Annotated in this window: 13 protein-coding genes; 5 read left to right on the plus strand and 8 right to left on the minus strand. The window is 64.5% G+C overall.

What is annotated here, in order from left to right:
* Nucleotides 1–58: 58 nt before the first annotated feature.
* The 4 genes from FB560_RS05360 to FB560_RS05375 all read right to left on the minus strand — a co-directional run bounded on the left by FB560_RS05360 (nt 59) and on the right by FB560_RS05375 (nt 3,397).
* Complete coding sequence (locus FB560_RS05360; RefSeq protein ID WP_141871409.1) at nt 59–979, minus strand: phage integrase family protein; 921 nt, start codon at nt 977–979, stop codon at nt 59–61.
* A gap of 13 nt (nt 980–992) precedes the next feature.
* The gene (locus FB560_RS05365) at nt 993–1,310 is read right to left on the minus strand and encodes a hypothetical protein (RefSeq protein WP_141871410.1); all 318 of its coding nucleotides are present in this window, start codon (nt 1,308–1,310) and stop codon (nt 993–995) included.
* Between the two features lie 762 nt (nt 1,311–2,072).
* Entirely contained in the window at nt 2,073–2,450 is a 378-nt protein-coding gene (locus FB560_RS05370; protein ID WP_141871411.1) for a hypothetical protein, read from the minus strand.
* Nucleotides 2,447–3,397 (minus strand): antitoxin VbhA family protein, encoded by a 951-nt coding sequence (locus tag FB560_RS05375; RefSeq protein ID WP_267901899.1) that lies wholly within the window; start codon nt 3,395–3,397, stop codon nt 2,447–2,449. The genes FB560_RS05370 and FB560_RS05375 overlap by 4 nt, the downstream gene beginning before the upstream one ends.
* 309 nt (nt 3,398–3,706) lie before the next feature.
* Here FB560_RS05375 and FB560_RS05380 point away from each other — a divergent pair, with 309 nt between their 5' ends.
* A complete protein-coding gene (locus tag FB560_RS05380; protein WP_141871413.1) occupies nt 3,707–4,750 on the plus strand; it encodes a DUF4238 domain-containing protein in 1,044 nt (347 codons plus the stop codon).
* 708 nt (nt 4,751–5,458) lie between these two features.
* Here the strand turns inward: FB560_RS05380 and FB560_RS05385 are convergent.
* Nucleotides 5,459–6,406, minus strand: a complete 948-nt coding sequence (locus FB560_RS05385; protein ID WP_170198052.1) for a ribokinase — start codon at nt 6,404–6,406, stop codon at nt 5,459–5,461.
* Complete coding sequence (locus FB560_RS05390; RefSeq protein WP_170198053.1) at nt 6,403–8,283, minus strand: hypothetical protein; 1,881 nt, start codon at nt 8,281–8,283, stop codon at nt 6,403–6,405. Before FB560_RS05390 ends, FB560_RS05385 begins: the two co-directional genes overlap by 4 nt.
* Nucleotides 8,284–8,780: 497 nt before the next feature.
* On the opposite strand from FB560_RS05390, the gene FB560_RS05395 reads away from it, so the two are divergent.
* The gene (locus FB560_RS05395) at nt 8,781–9,632 is read left to right on the plus strand and encodes a nucleoside hydrolase (RefSeq protein WP_170198054.1); all 852 of its coding nucleotides are present in this window, start codon (nt 8,781–8,783) and stop codon (nt 9,630–9,632) included.
* On the opposite strand, the gene FB560_RS05400 is transcribed toward FB560_RS05395, so the two are convergent.
* Entirely contained in the window at nt 9,629–10,627 is a 999-nt protein-coding gene (locus FB560_RS05400) for a LacI family DNA-binding transcriptional regulator (RefSeq protein ID WP_141871417.1), read from the minus strand. The genes FB560_RS05395 and FB560_RS05400 overlap by 4 nt on opposite strands.
* Before the next feature lie 78 nt (nt 10,628–10,705).
* Nucleotides 10,706–13,741 carry a family 78 glycoside hydrolase catalytic domain gene (locus FB560_RS05405; RefSeq protein WP_170198055.1) on the minus strand — a complete coding sequence of 1,012 codons (3,036 nt, stop codon included), beginning with the start codon at nt 13,739–13,741 and terminating at the stop codon, nt 10,706–10,708.
* 141 nt (nt 13,742–13,882) lie between these two features.
* On the opposite strand from FB560_RS05405, the gene FB560_RS05410 reads away from it, so the two are divergent.
* Genes FB560_RS05410 through FB560_RS05420 form a run of 3 tightly spaced genes read left to right on the plus strand, consistent with a single transcriptional unit; the run spans nt 13,883 to nt 17,083 of the window.
* Entirely contained in the window at nt 13,883–15,226 is a 1,344-nt protein-coding gene (locus FB560_RS05410; protein ID WP_141871419.1) for an ABC transporter substrate-binding protein, read from the plus strand.
* 58 nt (nt 15,227–15,284) lie between these two features.
* On the plus strand, nt 15,285–16,259 hold the full coding sequence (locus FB560_RS05415) for a carbohydrate ABC transporter permease (RefSeq protein ID WP_141871420.1): 975 nt from the start codon (nt 15,285–15,287) through the stop codon (nt 16,257–16,259).
* Nucleotides 16,260–16,318: 59 nt separating this feature from the next.
* Nucleotides 16,319–17,083: a carbohydrate ABC transporter permease gene (locus tag FB560_RS05420; RefSeq protein WP_170198056.1), complete on the plus strand. Its 765-nt coding sequence runs from the start codon at nt 16,319–16,321 to the stop codon at nt 17,081–17,083.
* Nucleotides 17,084–17,117: the final 34 nt, after the last annotated feature.

A 17,117-nucleotide genomic window follows, 5' to 3' on the forward strand; every position in this document is an offset into this window, starting at 1 on the left:
GCTAGTCGCCCGAGCGTGCGTACGGCGTGTCGCACTACCCGAAGCACAGCGCACCGGCCTAGTCCCGAGAGCGTTCGAAGTCGGACTTCGATGGCGGAAGCGGTGCCCGCGGCGGGAGGAACCGTCGAATCCGATCCAGCGCCGCAAGGTGCTCGAGCCCGGCGGTGCGGAGAAGGTCCCGCGGCGGGGTTCCGGCCTGCAAGTGGGTAAGCAGCCAGGTGGTTCGCATCCGGGCCGGCCGAACGTTCAGCTCCGTTGTGTGTCCGCGATGAAGGAAGTCGGTCACCTGCGCTGACCGCACACCGGTGCGCCCGACCCGGAACACCCACTGGTCGTCGCCCAGTTCTCCTATCGCTGTGCGGAGTCCGGGTTGCCACGCAGGGAGCACCGGGACGAGCCGTGGTCGCCCTGACCACACCAGGATATGGACGTCGTCTCCGCGCAGGTCGATGTCCCCGGTGCGTACGGACAGCAGCTCCCGGGTCGCGAGGCCTGCTCCGAACCCCATCGCGAGGAGGGCGGCGGCGTCACGACGGCGGACAGTCGACCCCTGTGCGCTGGCCCAGCTCCGGAGGGCGGCGATCTCGGCTGCCGTGTATGGCGGAGTGGGATCAGACCGAGGGATAGGGAATGGGACGTCTGAGGGTGGAGTCACGGCGTCGACGATGGTGAGGAGGACGGACCGATAGGTGGCCCTGCTGCCGCGGGTGAACGACTCCATTCCTCGGTGGACATACTCTTCGACCACTCGACGCCGGAACATCCGCGCGACGTCGAGTTCCAGGCCCTTGGTCTGCCACGCCCAAAGCACGAACGCCGTCGCGACCGGATACAGCGAGCGTGCCTCTCGACCGGTCCTGCGTGCGGTCTTGTTCACCGCGGCCGTCACTACCGGCTCGAGCGTCGTCCAGTACCGCGCCGCCTTCTTCGGCGCGAAGGTTCCGTTGCCTGCTTCGTGTCCGTCGCCGGGATGAGTCATCGTCAGGACGCTCCTACTGCGGCAGCGGTGTCCGTGACACCCGGTTGATGCCCAACACCGTGGCGGACGTACGGCGAGTGAACAACACTCCGGGGATGTCTCGGTCGATGAGGAGAACCATCGTGGCCCCGACTCGGCACGTCGCGACTGTGACCAGCGCGGCGGATTCGGGATCGAGCACCGCACGGACCCCTGCGCCCACCTCTACCGTGCGGGTGACCTGACGCTTGTTCATGTCGAGGCGATAGGCGACACCGTCCTCCGTGGTCACGACGAAGACACCGTCCATCTCGTCGAGCACCCGGTCCTGCGGCTCGTCGTCGATCTGCACGATGGCGCCTCCCTTCAGGTGCCAGCAACCCTACGAAGCCGTCGACGGCGACTCCGCCGACTCAGCGACACTGCCGCGTGCACTCGGCGTGGTCTGACAGCAGGGGCACACCGCGCATAGGTGCATTGGGCGAGCCGTCTCGCCCATGAAAGGACCCTGTGCGCGCGTCGACCCCCGCAGAACTCCACGCCGAAGCTGAACGACTACGACGGGCGGACGGGCCCGTCGATCCCGCGGGCGACCGGTTCGCCGCGGTCGTGACCTTGGTTCTCGACGACCAGGTCGCACCTCAGCGCCGCGCCGTGAACTGGATCAGCTCACTCCATGCCTACGAAGATCACTGGCGAGACCTTGGCCGCGCGCCCCGCGAGAACACTCGCGCCAGGGCGACCCTCACGGATGAGGAACGCCACCTCGGCGAGTGGGCTCGGTACCAGCGTCGCTTCGAAGGCGGCCTGAACGCGTATCAGCGTGCTCGGCTCGACGTCTCACCCGCCTTCGAGTGGGATCCCCTGGATCGCGTGTGGAACGAAAGGTTCGAAGCATGCGAACGATTCGTCACTGCACACCGCACGCTCCCTCGCCTACACGCGGCAGATCGAACGGAGTTCCTGCTGGCACGCTGGCTCGGCCGCCAACTGCTGAGATTACGAAGCGGTCGGCTGGAGAAGGTTCGCACTCATCAGCTGCACCGACTCCTCCGAGAAGCGCGACGAGATTAGCTAGGTCGCACCGTGTGGTCACTCGCCGCTGGAGGACTCCTCAGGAACTCCATGACCACGCGTCGTGCCTCGCCTCCAGAAGAATCTCGTCAAGCCCACCGGCGAGCATCTTCTCAATAGCGGTGGGTTCGCCGTCAGGGTAGGGCGTGTTCAACCACTGCGCCCAGGTCCAGCGACTCTGGGTCCCGGTCTGCAGAACGCGAAGGACATCGGTCAGCCCGTCGACCACCCTCCCTTCGTGCAACTGGAACGCGGGAAAGAAATGGACATCGTCGTCAGTGAGCAGCATGAGGAGTCGAAGCGTGCGCCCGGCTTCCACCACCTCGGCTTCCGTCCATTCGAGGGCGCGGGCCATGCTCGCCACGGTGTAGCAGGGGCCGATGATCCGAGCCCAGGGGTTCGGTTCATCTTCGGTCACTGCTCATCCTCGGGGTTTCGAGTGTGGCGCTGGCGGACGTCCTTGATGATCTCCTCGAGGCTGCGGAGTCCGTCGATGTAGTCCTGGGCATCACGAAGCGCTTGAGCGGAGGGCCTCAATCCGTCCAAGACTCCCGAGTGCAGGGACTCGGCTACGCTGTTCATCCGCTGCTCCCGCGCTTTACGAGAACCGTCGTCGTCGGCAAGTCCGCGGAGGATGGCCAGGCTCGGCGTCGCCATCCTGAGGTTCGTCATGTCGAGGATCCCGAGGTTCCACTCGTGACCTTCGCGCCCGAGACTCGCCACGCGACGACCATCTGAAGTCTGTCCGCCCGCCCCGACATGCAGGTGCCCATGAGCGAGGAGTTCGGGATGCACAGCATCCCAGACCTCGCTGACCCGCGCGCGCGACGCCGCGGACGCCTCCAACGCCGCCTTCGGGAACCGATGCGGGTTCGTGCGGAGGATCTCACCGACAGGGCGGACAGGGGTGTTGGCGGGTGACTCGTGGGTGAGCATCAGGTCGGCGGGGCCGCCGGCGATGGCCTCGGCGACACTCTGGTCACTGATTGCCTCTTGGGGCCACCAGGTCAGCCCTTCGATCCTCGACTCGTGGTCGACAGACGCGGCGCCACCCAGTGACAGCACGGAGCGCCCACCGATGGTGAGGCGCGCAGGCCGCGGGAGCAGCCACACGAGCTTGGAGACCCGCACGGCTTCGCCGGGGTACTTGTTCATGAGTGGGGTGATCTCACCCCACGGCTCATGATTCCCTCCGGTCACGTAGATGCCTGTGATGCCCGTCTCAGTGAGCGCCTCGTCGACCTCTTCCGGGGGCATCCACCAGTCGCCGAGCTGCAAGATGGTCGTCACGTCCGGCGCGAGGTGCGGGAGTGCCCTCGCCAGCATCCGGATCCAACCGACGTTGCCGTGAACGTCCCCCAACACTGCGACTCGCTGGTCTGGCAACGTGATTTCGGCTGCGTGTTCCAGCGCTCATCATTGATGACCCCCATCGGCATCGTTCGGCGCCGTACTGGTTATGGCGCATCCTCGTGGCTAGCGTCACACGCGAACGCTCTGGGACTGATGCTTGGCGCGAGACTTGTCGACGAGTCGGCGAATCGGTAATCGCACGCGCAAGAAATTCGGACAACACGACGGTATTCGAGGTCGTGCATGCGGCCCTCCGACCGCTGCGCCTCGGCGCCCGAGCGAAGCGACCCGACGGTCGCGGTCTGACGATATCTTCGGGTAATGGGAACCCCTGGCCCGGCAGCGAAGCGTCACCACTACGTCCCCCAGTTTCACCTGCGTGGCTTCGCCGACGGCGAGACCATCACGACTGTCGAGCTACCCGGCGACCGCTCCTACAACCAGCCGGTTCGCAAGGCGGCCGCTGAGAACCACCTTTACTCGCTCCCTGGTCACCCCGACGGTGCGGATGTGTTCGAGAAGGCGCTCTCTCAGCTCGAAGGTGAAGTCGCGGGCATCTTCGCAGACATCGCCTCGGGCACGTGGCCGCTCGATGAGGAGTCACGCGGCAGCCTCGCTTACTACGTCGCTCTCCAGATGGCCCGTGGCCCGGAACAGCGGCGGAACTCGGAGAATCTCGCGAGGCAGGCCACCCGCATGGAAATCGGGTACGGGGGGCGCGCCGGAGTGAAGGGGTGGGCCAAGAAGAACCTCGGTCTCGAAGTGGACGATGCGACGGCCGCGAGGCTGTGGGATGAGGCGATGCGTCCCGAAGGCCCGCCCATCAAGATTTCAACAGCCGCGCACATCGAGCAGGCGCTCGAAATCGCCGAGTCGCTGCTCACATACATGAGTGGTCGCCCCTGGTCTCTGGTCCGCTTCGACAAGCGGTCGCTCATCCTCTCGGATGTACCTGTTGGACTGGTCCGTCGGCCGGACGAGGAGGACTCGTGGATGGGCGTCGGTGTCATGACAGCATGGGGAATAACGTTCCCGCTGACGCGCAAACTCGGGCTTCTCATGAACGACCCCGACCTCGTTATCGACAAAGGCATTCCGGTGGAGAAGGTGAGGGCCGGCGCATTCGACTTCGTGCAGATTGGCACAACCGCGATGGAGCGCATTTTCAACGAGCACACGGCCTCCAGCGCCAGTCTGAGGCTGTTTCACCACCCGGAGGATGCGCGCTTCGTGCCGAGCGGGCTGCCGGACCCCTCGCCGGTCACAATGTCGCTCCAGGGCACACCGAAGGAGTACTCGGGCGAGCCGTACATCCTGCCCCACATCCCGAAGGCGAATCGGTCCGTGCCCGACCAGGATGAGTGACGTGGCGCCGACTTACAGTGCGCGGGAGATGTAAGTCTGCGCCACAACTGAAGTCTGCACCCGTGATTCAGGTCTGCGATGGGTGAAACACGAAATTCGGCATGCCGCCCTTCAGGAACCAGGGCGGCGGTGCAATGCTTCACGTTCTTCGACGTTAGGCGCAGAACTTCTTCGCCGACTGGGAAGCAGGAGCCAACAGCATCGCGTCCCTATGCGAAGCGGGACGAAATCCGCACGACAAGAAACTCACGAACCTCATCGGCGAACTCGGATGGACCTCAATCAGGGTGACGCCATGCTTGCTGCACAGGTCGCGCTTGCGCTGGTCTCATTCCCGCTGTCACTCGAACGCTTCCGAGCCATCAAATCTCTCTCAGGCTCGGAATGCTGTAGCCCCTGGTGTTCGATGGCCACTTCGCTTTGAGGGAAGTAGATGTCGAGGGATTGCGGTCGCAGCACAACGCGGACGAGCTTGGTGTGCGAGTGTTCATCCGGTAAGGCGGCGCACTTCGTTGAGTCCCGCCACCTCTGACACCCATCCCTCGCCGACAGTGTTGAGTCCCTCGGGCCTGGCGTAGTGAGTTCTCTGCCTGTGATGAGCGGGGTGGCTGTTTCTAGGGGGGAATATCTAGAAATGAAGTCGAAAAAACGTGCCACTCCCATCGGAGCACGACAGCGATTCGGCAGTCCCGAGCGCAGGTGTCCTCCTCACACTTTGACGTCAGCCGCGTGCGGTATCGATTCCGCGGCGCCGAGTCGGGTCACAGACAGCGACGCCGCGACGGTGGCGACTTCGACTGCGAGCCGGAGAGGCGTGTCGATAGCGAGAGCAGCGACTAGATAACCCACGAAGGTGTCGCCCGCCGCAGTGGTGTCTACGGGTTCCACTTGTGGCGCAGGCACCGAGTAGAGGATCTTCCCATGTTCTGCGACCAGCGCGCCGCGGGGTCCGAGCGTGACGATGGTGAGTGGGCCGCGTGCGCTGAGCACGCGGGCAGCTGCATCGGCGTCGCTCTCGCCGGAAAGCATGAGTGCTTCACCCTCGTTGGGAACGAGGATGTCGCTGAGGTCGATGAGCTCATCGATGTCCCCACGGACGGGGGCCGGGGTGAGGACGGTGGTTATACCTCTGGTCCGTGCGAAGGACATCGCCTTCTGCAGGAGAGCCTTGGGGCGCTCGAGTTGCACGACGAGATGCGACGTGGAGTCGATGATCGCCCGGTCATCATCCGACAGGACTGCCGAGTCGTTCGCGCCCGGAATGATGACGATGGTGTTCTCACCGTCCGCCGTGAGGCTGATCTGAGCAACCCCCGTGGACTCCGCCACGCGCCGCACGAACGTGGTGTCGATGCCTTCGAATGTCAGCCATGCGTGTAGCTGAGTCCCGAAGTCGTCGGAGCCGATCGCGGAGATCATCCGCACATCGGCCCCTGCCCGGCTGGCGGCAACCGCCTGGTTCAGTCCCTTTCCTCCGGGCCCGATGGCGAAGCGAGAACCGACGATGGTTTCGCCCGGTTCTGGGCGCCGGGGCTGGTGGAAAACAAGATCCATGTTTGCGCTACCGAGGACGGAGATTGCTCCCACAGGTGGTTCTCTCTGTCTCCGATGGGCGCCGAAGATGCGCTCATTGTCGTTGGTTCCCGTGCGTGTCACGGAAGCGAAGCGCGGTACCGGTAGCTGAACCTGCCGTTGGGAGCGGTGTCGCCGGAGGCCAACAGATCGAGCATGTCGCCCGGCACCGTCGGGTTGTCGATCCACTTGAATCGCAGATCGACGCTGGTGGCGGCGGCGAGGCCGAGAGCGGCGCGCGGAACAGCGAGCTCGAGCTGGTTGCCTGAGATGGCGATGTCGACGGGCGTCACCGCGCTCCATGACCACCCGCCCAGCGAGGCCTCGAGGACGCTACGTCCATCCGTCGCGAAAGTGCGGTTGACGATGAACTGGAAGCCTTCCCATTCCGGGGCGGTCGAGCCGTCGATGCCGATGGCCAGAAGCATCCAGTTCGGGTCCGTCCGCGGAGTGAGCGTCTGCGCCGTCTCAACGTAGAACGAGATCGTCGTTGCATCTCTCGCGACCTTCGACAGGAGGATCTCGTTGCGTCCGGTCGTGTTCGTGTAGGTACCAGCGGACCCCCATCCGGGTTCTGAGCGGTGAGCTGTCTCGCCGCTGTGGTCTCGAAAGGTGGGCCCCACTGCCGCCCAATCGCTGAATGACCCGTCGATGGCTATGGAGGTCGGTGTCGTAGCGGCTTCCAGGTCGCGAACGCCTTTGAAGCGGCGGATGTTCGACACCAGCTGATAGTAATAGTCGTCCCCGTGGCCGCCCTTCATCGGCTCGATGTCACGGGAATGTTCCTGGTCGAACTGGTCGACGAAGATGACGTCGCCTTCTGCGACAAGCCAGTCGTCGAGCCTCATCGCCACCCACTCGTTCCACCCTGTCACGAAGACGAACTCGGGGTCGCTGTCGTGGACGCGATCCCACTGCTCCTGGAAGTTGAGTCCGTGTCGGACGAGAGAGCCGCTGCTGGGGAGGGTCTCCGCATGGAACGAGCGGCCCTGGGCGGTGGGCTCGCTCATCGCCGCGAGACGACCATTCAATGCGTTCTGGGCGACGCTCACGCTCATCTGCTCGACTGCGCCGCTACCGTCGAGGTACTCGTGTTGCGGGTGGTCTTCCAGCCAGCTCCATTGGTTCGGCCCCGTCTGGCCGGCGAAGAAGGAGATCTGGTGGTCTCGGAAGGTGAAGAAGTCGAGAACGTCCGCGGTGGAGACGGCTCCTTCTTCGAGATACAGCTCCCGGTCCCCGGCCACGGTGGTGCCGTTGCGGTATGCCTGACCGCCGGGGACGGTGCTAGTGGGCTCGGTCCACCAGCCGACTGTCCCCACGGGTGCGGACTGCTCGAGGTAGTAGGTGCCAGCCGCGAGCGGGGTCGTCGGTGCCACCGTACAGATGCTGTTGTCGGCGATGGACGTGAACGTGCGTGTGGCGAGAACGGCACCGCCGGGCCCGCCGGCGCGGAGCGTGAGGGTGCATCCGGAGGTGCTCGATCCCCATGTCGGTACGCGCGCGCCGACGACTCGGCCGTTTCCTGCCACGGTGAATGTCTGTCCGTTGGTTGCGCCGACAGGAAGGGGCGCGGGGTCGGATCCCAGCAGCGTTCTCAGATCGGGACCAAGGAGTGCGGGGTTGCTCAGGACGAGCGGCTTGCCCTTCCACGTGAACCAGAGGTCGGAGTGGACGCCCGGCGCGTAGATGTCCTGGTAGAGCTTCTTCACCAGCGGTTTGGCAGGGTCCCATGGGCACATGAAGGCGATATCCGGCGTGCGTTCGCCCTCCGCGCGGATCGCGGCGTACACGTCGAAAAGGGCCGTGTAGTTCTCGGGATAGTCGAACCCGTTCGTGGCGTCGAAGATCACCACGTCCACTCCCGCGTCGACGAGCTGACGGGCGTGACGGCGGATCACCCACTCGTCGGAAGACAGGTAGTAGCCGTACGCGGGCTCAGACCAGTGGTGATAGTCATTCATCGGTCCCCACGCGGGATGGGTTTTGTCGTCCCGAGCCTCGGGATGTGCCGCGAGGATCTGCTCGATGTTCCACGGGCCACTGGTGGTATGTTCACCGAGCCACAGGAAGTAGAACATGCCAACGAAGCGGTCCTCACGCGGGGGCCCTACCTCGCTGAAATCGGGGAGTACACGCCCGAGGCCGTCCCGGGCGGCCCAGGAGTCACTGCGCGTGTCCCATGTCACCACGCTCGTGGGGGACACGTCTGCCGTGGGGGTCAGAGGGCTCGCGACCGGCCATGCGGATGCATGGGCGTCCGTAGATGAAAAGGCAGACAGTCCGACAGTGGCGGCCGTAGCCGCACTCAGCGTCAGGAAGCCGCGGCGGGTGAAGAAGAAGCGGGGTTCAGGGTGACTCATGACATCCTCGTCCTTGTCGTATGAAAGCTTTCAATGCCGACGACAATAGTGCAGAATCGAGGTGTCGCACAACCGCGCAACGACCCGAGGAGCAGAACATGCGAGTGCTGGATACGGATATTGGCACCGACGTGGATGATCTGATTGCTCTCGTCACCGGCTGGGGGAGTGGGATGTCGTTCGATGCCATCACCACGGTGTACGGGGACACGTCACTTCGCGCGGCAATCGTCCGTGACGCCTACTCCCGTGCGGGAAGATTCCCGCCGCGCATTGTTGCGGGAGAGGGGCGCGCGCTGTCGGGTCGGCCCGTTTTCTGGGCTGGGCATGAGGGTGTGGCGCTTATCGATGACCCCGAGCACCGCGTGCCGGCCGATCCCGCTGACGCAGCGCGGCTCCTGGCTGGCGCCGACGAGATCCTTGCCATCGGCCCTCTGACGAACGTCGCTGCCGCGCTGCGCAACTTCACTGGCTCTTCACCAGCCGCTCGGAGGATCGTCGTGATGGGCGGCGACTTCTCTGGGGCAGCAGAGCACAACGTGATCTGCGACGTGGCTGCCGCGGACGACGTGTTTCGGTCCGGCGCGCCCATCGACGTCGTCGGCACCGACCAAACCGAGCGTGTGCGGCTGGACCGCAGTGTGCTCGACCGTCTTCCCTCGACTCAGGTAGGCGAGCTGTTGCGCGGCGAGATCGGCAGGTTCCGACGGTTCATGGAGGCTGAGAGTAATGCCCCGCATGACGCGCTCGCTGTCTTGCTGCTCGAGCGCCCAGACCGGTTCGAGATGGAGCGGGGAATCGTGCACGTCGAGGCAGCGGCGAACCGCGCCGGGCACGTGCACTTCGAGCGGAATGCGAACGGACCGCACCGCATCGTGGTGGATGTCGACGTTGACGCTCTGCGCGAAGACATCGTGTCCCGGATGCTGCTCGGGGCTGCTGTCGGCTAGGTGCTCGAGCGCACGATGAGCTCGGGCGGCAGCAGAAGCCGCGTGTGGGTGTGGCCGGAGAAATCGGCCGCCTCGGAGAGGATCATGCTCACCGCGGCATCGGCGAGCGCATCGAGAGGCTGGCGCACCGTGGTCAGAGGCAATGCGGCCGATGCACCGTACTCGATGTCGTCGTAGCCGATAACCGCGATGTCGTCGGGCACGGAGATGCCCGGGGTGGCAAGGAGCGCTTGCATGACGCCGAGCGCGAGAAGGTCGTTCGCGGCGAAGATCGCGTCAGGACGCAGCTCTGGAGGGAGTGTTGCGATTTTCATCCCAGCCTCCCGGCCGTCGGCCATCCGCTGATCCGCCGTTTCCATGTGCGTGAAACGCACTCCCTCGACCGCTCGCACCGCGTCTTGCGCGCCTGCCCACCTGTCGTGAACCTGGCTGAGCGGACCACCTATGAAGACGATGTCTCGCCGGCCTCGGTCGATGAGGTGGGTGACGGCGATTCGACCGCCGAGGCGGCCATCCATCGCGACGGAGCAGCAGTCCCAGTCCGCAGATGCGTCATCGAACAGCACGAGGGGCATGCGACGGTTCCGTGTGACGCCCATGCGCGTGGTGAACCCGTTGAGAGGGGTGACGAGCATCCCTTTCACGCGCTGCCCCTCGAACAAGTCGATGTAGCGGTCCTCGCGGTCGGGATGTTGGTCGCTCGTTCCCAGCACGATGGTGTGACCTCGGCGTTCGGCGGCTTCGACGCAGGCGCTGGCGAGTCCCCCGAAGAACGGGTTGGCTACGTTGAGGACCACCATGGCGATGGACGTGCTCTCACCGAGTTTGACCTGGCGCGCCAGGTTGTTGCGAACGAAGCCGAGTCGTTCCATTGTCGCCTGAACCTTCGCCAATGTGGCTGGCGCGACGTAGTCGGGACGGTTCAGAACGTTCGAGACGGTCCCGACGGACACATTGGCGGCTTCTGCGACCTGCCGAATGCCGACGTTAGCCACGGGGTGTCTCCTCGGGAACAAGATGGATGCTGTGGTCGAGGATAGGCGATCTTCGGCTCAGGGACTGGCCGGGCAACACTACCAAGATCGTGTTCGCCCACTGATTCCGACGCGCCCAACATGAATCGGCGCGTGTTGGGGTCCGGGCATTCCGGCTGCCGGAAAGAACGCGACGTCAATGTGTTCGATGCGTTCATCATCAGGCCAACCGTCAAGATCGCAGGTGACTCTGTTCGCCCCCGCCGGCCAGAGCGATGCCTCGCCGTGACGATGGCTGCCCCGCTCTCCGACGACGGTGATGGCCGCTCGGTGAGCGCGTGAGTATGTGGCGCTGCACAGATCGAGCCACGCGAACACGAACGCTGCTCTCCATGGGAGGTCCGGCAGCACCCGCGTGGAGAGGGCGCGAGAGGCACCTTCGTCCGCGCCGGGCAAGACAGCCCAGATGGTTGATTGCTGCGCGTGCGGCACCGGCATGCACCGCAATGACTCGGTGCGGATGACGGCCGGAGTGCCGTCGCCGTCGACCATCGAGTCCACCGGCACAAAGAGAGCACCATCCTCATCGGCGGCGGTGGAGGCCTCTGGATAGCCAAGCCACTGATGCTTCAGTGCGTCGTCAGCAGCCGTCGGCGGCAGGCTACGGGACGACTCTCCGCGAAGTGTGCGTTGATGCGTGCCTTCGCTCAGCGCTTCGGCGTCCCCATTCGGGTGTTCGAGTTCACATTCGACGCCGGGCGGCACGACCAGGCACAGCTCGACTGCATCACTGCGGCGGTGCAGGTCGATCCGAACGTTGCCGCCCGGGAGTGCGCGTGTGGCACTGACGCGTCGCGCCGCGTGGGGGAGGGAGGGGCGGATTCGTAGCCGCCGCGCCTCCGGAGCCTGGGGCTGCATCCCCACGACCCACCGCCAGACCCAGGCGGCGAAGACACCGCCGAGGCCGATGTGGTCGAGTGAACCGGTGCCGGTGTTCTTCGGGTCGACCCACCAGCATTCCCAGAATGTCCCGTGGGAGGCCTTGAGCATCGCCCCGACGCCGGGCTCATCGGGCTGCTGCAGGATGCGGTAGACGAGATCTTGTCGGCGTCCGTTGCCGAGAGCGTCGATGAGCCAGCGAGTCGCGGCGTAGCCTGTGGACACTCGGAAGCCTCGAGTGATGATGTCGCTCTCGATGCGGCGAAGCGCCTCTTCGTGCTCGTCAGCATTCAGCACCTGGGCTGCGACGGCGGCGGCAAACGAGCCCTGAGTGGACGGACCCACCTGCAGGCCCCGGTCGTCGCGTCGAACGAATGCATCGCGGAACGACGCGCGAAGCGATCCGGCAAGGTCGTCGAGCTTCTGCGCGAGTGCATGGTCTCCGACCTCGTTCTCGAGCGCCGCTACCGCCTCTGCCTGTTCGATGACGCTGGCTGTATGAAGGATCTCCGGCGGCGTCTGCTCCAGGCCGAGCCAGTCGTGTCCGTAACTGACAGGAGCGCCTGTGACGAGGCCGCGTTCGTTGCGAAGACCTGCAAGGTAGTCCACCCATCGTCGGAGAGAGGGAAGCGCATCGCGTGCGACATCGCGGCGTCCGCTCCACAGGAGATGCCCTGATGCCATTCGCACGAGCGCACTGCCCCAGACCGGATCCGTGTCGAATCTTTCTGTTCTCACATCTGGTGCCACCGCCGGAATGCTGCCATCAGGACGCTGACTGTCCCGAATGTCGGTGATCCACTTCGCGGCGAATGTGTCGAGGTCGTAGGCAGCGAACGTGAAGTCTGCGACCGCAGCAGCGTCTCCGGTCCAGCCTGCTTGCTCTCTCGTTGGGCAGTCTTCGGGAATGCCATGCAGCGTGTTCTTTGCGGTGCGGTCGGCGACTTCCATCAGTCTGCGAATCACGTTGTCATCGGTGGAGATGCGGCCCGCCGTCGGCAGGTCGCTGTGGATCACGACAGCTTCGACAGTGACCTCGTCGTGCGCATCGAGCCCGGTGATGTCGACGTAGCGGAAACCGTGGATCGCGAAAAGGGGCTCCAGCGTCACCACGGCACTGCCGTCGAGGATGTACTCCACGATCTGCCGTCCTCGGCCCGCGTCGGCAGGAAGGGATAGATTCGTCGTGTCCGCACGGCCATCGCGGAGATGCTCGGAATGTACGACTCGTAAACGCTGTCCGTCCCGAGCTTCTGCTCGGCGAACAGTGATCCGTGCGCGTCCAGCGACGTTTTCGAACGCGTCGAAGACATGCGCGTCGTCGGTGCGATGCACCAGACGCGCCGTCGTTCGGCGGACTTCACGAACCGTTGGTGCGAGATCCGGAGTAACGGTTCCTGGGAGCATGGTCGCTTCGTCGTCGACAGTGATGACTGTTCCGACGGCGCCGGCGTTGCGAAGGTTTAGACCTTCCAGGAAGAACGGCTCGTCGACGAAGACCGGCGACGCGGTCGGGGCCGTCTCTGCGCTCGTTGCGCCGAGACGAATCGGTATGGGTCCGTTGCCGTCCGCGACGATCTCTGCGCGGACTCGGGGGAAAAGCCCTGTGTGCGCCCAGTCGCCTTCACCGAGGCGCAGGACGAGATGGTTCAGACCTTCGGCGACCATGTCGTCGAGGTCGTAAGTCCGGTACCACGCCCGGGTCGGCGCAGCTCGAGCGGGTTCCAACGCCCCCGGATTGACCGGTCGCCCGTTGAGTAGCACCGATACAAGTCCTTGGGCGGCGAAGTGCAGGCGAACGTTCGTCGTCCCAGAGTCGGCAGTGAAGCTCAGGGAGAGTGCCGTTGCAGGTCCATCGGAACGCACCCACGCCGCCTGCCAATCCTCGGCAACGAGCGGTCCGCACTCAAACTCTTGCACCTCGCTCCATCCCGCCGAGGCCTGTACGGCCCATCGATATCGGCGGAAAGGCTGCAACGCCCTGCTTACCTGGATCGACGAGTGCGCCGTCACGGTACGTTCCAATACCTCCGAGGAAACACTCCTGGGATCGTGCTCTGCATCGGTAACGACGACGGTGACGCGGCCGAGAGCAGGGGACCAGGACAGGGTCGGGTGCGCTGATCCGGCGAGAAGCGGCCGACGCGCGCCGGCCTGGTGCGCGGCTTCGGGGGCTCCACCATCGACGCGCTGCATGACGTTCATTCTCGTTGCCCCATTGCTGTTCAACATAGTGTTCGACACTCTCATCTTGACCTCACCGGCATTGCGACTCCATAATATGAAAGCTTTCAATTACTTCGACGGCAACTCAGCCGCGTGTCAGAGAGGACACCGATGCACCGGACCCTTCGCCGCCCGACCACCCTCGTCGCTGGCGGCCTCATCATCGCCCTGACCGTCCCGCTCGCATCCTGTGCAGGCGGCGACGGCAACTCGTCCGGCCAGGCCGGCGAGGTGGACGGCAGCACCATCACAGTGGGTGTGATCTCGCAGCTCGAATCTCAGTTCCAGCTGTATGCGAATGCATACATGGAGGAGTACCCCGACCGGAAGGTCGAGATCCGCAGCATCAGCGACGACTTCGAGAAGTACTCGCAGCTGCTCGCCACCTCACGGCTCGGGGACAGCCTCCCGGACGTGTTCTTCAACGTCGACTTCCTCGCCGACACGCTCGCCGACAACAACGTGACTCTGGACCTCGCGCCGGGGCTCGCAGAGAACAAGGCCGGCCTCGACCTGGAAGAGTTCCTGCCGCAGTTTGTTGGACAGTACCGGCCTATCAGCGATCCGGATGCAGTCACCGGTCTGCCGGTCAGCGCGGACTCGACCGCCCTTGTCTACAACAAGACGCTCTTCGACCAGGTCGGTGTCACCGAGTACCCGCAGGACGATTGGACGTGGGAGGACTACTACCGCGTCTCCGCACAGATCCAGGAGAAGTCGGGCGGTGACATCTACGGAACGGTCGCTCCACTGATGGACGGCGCTTCGCTCGTCACCTTCGGGCCGGTCATCACCGCCGCCGGTGGAACCATCTACGATCCCGAGACGAACACCAGCGACATCTCCTCCCCGGATGCCCTGGCCGCATGGGAGTCGATGATCAACTTCTACGGCACCGCGTCGGGGGCCTACACGACCAGCGCCGACGACCCGTCCCTGAAGTTTGAGTCTGGCAAGGTGGCGATGAACATCACCTCACGCGCCTCGATCTCCGGGATGCGCGAGACGATGGCCGACTACGAGTGGGACGTTGCTCGCATGCCAACCGTCGACGGTACCCACGTCTCCGGTGGTGGCTCCTACGGCCTGTCCATCGGCCAGACCAGCTCGAACCAGGACGCAGCATGGGAGTTCCTCGGCTGGTTCTATGACCCCGAGGGCGGCCTCGCTGTCGCGCAGACCCCTGAGGGCGGTGGCATCATCCCACCGACGGCGACCGGTCTCTCGGAAGGAACGTGGCAGGACGCGGAAACGCCCGCCAACCTGAAGGTGTACGCCGTCGCCGCCGAGGACGCAGTGCTCCTGCCTCAGCTGCCCGGCACTGCCGGCTCCGTACTCACCGACGCAGTTCGAACGGCCGTGCAGGAAGTCATCTTGAACGGTAAGTCCGTCGAGGACGCGTTCACAACAGCGCAACAGACGGTCGACGAAGCTCTCGCGGCCGCCAAGCCCTGAGCTCACCGTGAGTACGTGGTGGGGCGGGTATCCCCGCCCCACCACTGGAAAGGACACCATGAGTCTCGACACTCAAACTCGACGGTCAGCGCAGAACCGCGACGACCGTCCCATCCCGTCGAACACTGAGCGAACGTCAAAGGCTAAAAGCCTTCGGCGCACGCGCGTCATCGACGGAGCCACCGCGACAGTCTTCCTCGCGCCGGGCCTGATAGCGTTCCTCATCTTCGTGGTGCTTCCGGCGCTCGTGGGCTTGGGTCTCTCGTTCTTCGACTGGGACCTGTTCTCCACTCCTGAGTTCGTGGGCGTGGACAATTTCGTGCGGCTCATCGGGGATGCCGCGATGTGGAAGTCGCTCGGAGTGACAGCGCTGTTCGTCATCATGGGAGTCCTCCCCACGACCGTCCTCGGCTTCTGTCTTGCGGTCGTCGCCAACTCCGGGATTCGTGGGGCCTCAGCGTTCCGTATCCTCTACTTCTTGCCGCTGGTGGCCTCGAGCGCCGTCGCCTCGGCCATCTGGATCAATATCTACCAGCCGCGCGCGGGGCTACTGAACTCCATCATCGGTCTGTTCGGCGTTCAAGGACCGGCGTGGCTTACAGACCCGGCCACAGCTCGACCCGCCCTCGTCCTCATGATGATCTGGAGCGCGCTTCCCGTCGTCATCATTCTCTACATCGCTTCGTTACAGCGGATTCCGGACGACTTGTACTCGGCGGCTGCGCTCGACGGAGCGAACAAGTGGCGTCAGCTGTGGAGTATCACCTGGCCCAGCGTCGCGGGTACGACCGGACTGGTGCTCGTGCTGCAGCTCATCGGCTTCCTTGGTGGGGCGCTCGAGACCGCCCTCATCATGACCGGGGGAGGACCGCTCGGTGAGACCACATCTCTCGCGCTCTATGCCTACAACGTCGGCTTCGAGCGCCGCGAGGTCGGCTACGCGAGTGCGGTGTCGCTGTTCCAACTGGCGATCCTCGCTGTCGGCTTCGTTATCTACCAAATTGTGATGCATGGACGGAAGGCTCGCGCATGATTATGTCCCCGACGTACCGCGTCCTCCGTCTCTCGCTGACGATTGTCTGCGGCCTCATCATGGCGCTGCCGATCTTCTACATGGTCTCGCGGTCTTTCATGACTGCCCAGGAAGTGCAGGCGTTCCCCGCGACCCTGTTCCCGGCTGAGCTCCAGTGGTCCAACTACGCGAAGGCGTTGGAGTTCATCACCCCTCAGGTGCTCTGGAACTCGGTCTTCTTCAGCCTTGGCGTGCTGGTTCTGCAGCTGGTCCTGTGTCTGCCTGCGGCGTTCGCTCTCGCGAAGATCCCGTTCCGGTGGACGGGACTGGTCCTCGCGGTCCTTGTGGTCCCCATGTTTGTGCCGGGCAACTTCACTCTCATCCCGACGTTCGTCATCACTTATCAGCTCGGTTGGTTGAACTCGTGGGCTGGTCTCATCGTCCCGGTGGCGGCACAGATCGCGTTCGGTGTGCTGCTGTTCCGGCAGTTCTTCGCCGGTCTTCCCAACGGACTCACGGAAGCGGCGCGACTGGATGGCGCTGGGTGGTTCCGGGTGTTCTGGTCAGTGATGCTTCCGCTCGCGAAACCGGCACTTGCGACTTACTGTTCCATCACGTTCCTCGGAGCCTGGAACCAGTACATCTGGCCCTTGGTCACTGCGACCGATCCCGGGATGACGGTCATCAACGTGGCGCTGGCACCTCTGGCCGCCGGACAGTACTCCACGGCGTCACCAGCTGTGGGGCTGGCGGGCGCGGCGATTGCAATGTTGCCAGTGCTACTCGTCTTCCTGGCCCTGCAGAAGTGGTACGTCAAGGGTGTCGCAGGCTCTGGCCTCGAATGACATTCCCGAAGACTCCGGCCAGCACGACACCCGA

It is taken from the genome of Microbacterium saperdae (genome assembly GCF_006716345.1).
Classification (GTDB): domain Bacteria; phylum Actinomycetota; class Actinomycetes; order Actinomycetales; family Microbacteriaceae; genus Microbacterium; species Microbacterium saperdae.

Coding starts and splice junctions, on each gene's coding strand:
- FB560_RS05360 (WP_141871409.1), bottom strand. CDS start 979: ATGACTCATCCCGGCGACGGACACGAAGCAGGCAACGGAACCTTCGCG.
- FB560_RS05380 (WP_141871413.1), top strand. CDS start 3,707: ATGGGAACCCCTGGCCCGGCAGCGAAGCGTCACCACTACGTCCCCCAG.
- FB560_RS05390 (WP_170198053.1), bottom strand. CDS start 8,283: ATGAATGACTATCACCACTGGTCTGAGCCCGCGTACGGCTACTACCTG.
- FB560_RS05395 (WP_170198054.1), top strand. CDS start 8,781: ATGCGAGTGCTGGATACGGATATTGGCACCGACGTGGATGATCTGATT.
- FB560_RS05405 (WP_170198055.1), bottom strand. CDS start 13,741: ATGCAGCGCGTCGATGGTGGAGCCCCCGAAGCCGCGCACCAGGCCGGC.
- FB560_RS05410 (WP_141871419.1), top strand. CDS start 13,883: ATGCACCGGACCCTTCGCCGCCCGACCACCCTCGTCGCTGGCGGCCTC.
- FB560_RS05415 (WP_141871420.1), top strand. CDS start 15,285: ATGAGTCTCGACACTCAAACTCGACGGTCAGCGCAGAACCGCGACGAC.
- FB560_RS05420 (WP_170198056.1), top strand. CDS start 16,319: ATGGCGCTGCCGATCTTCTACATGGTCTCGCGGTCTTTCATGACTGCC.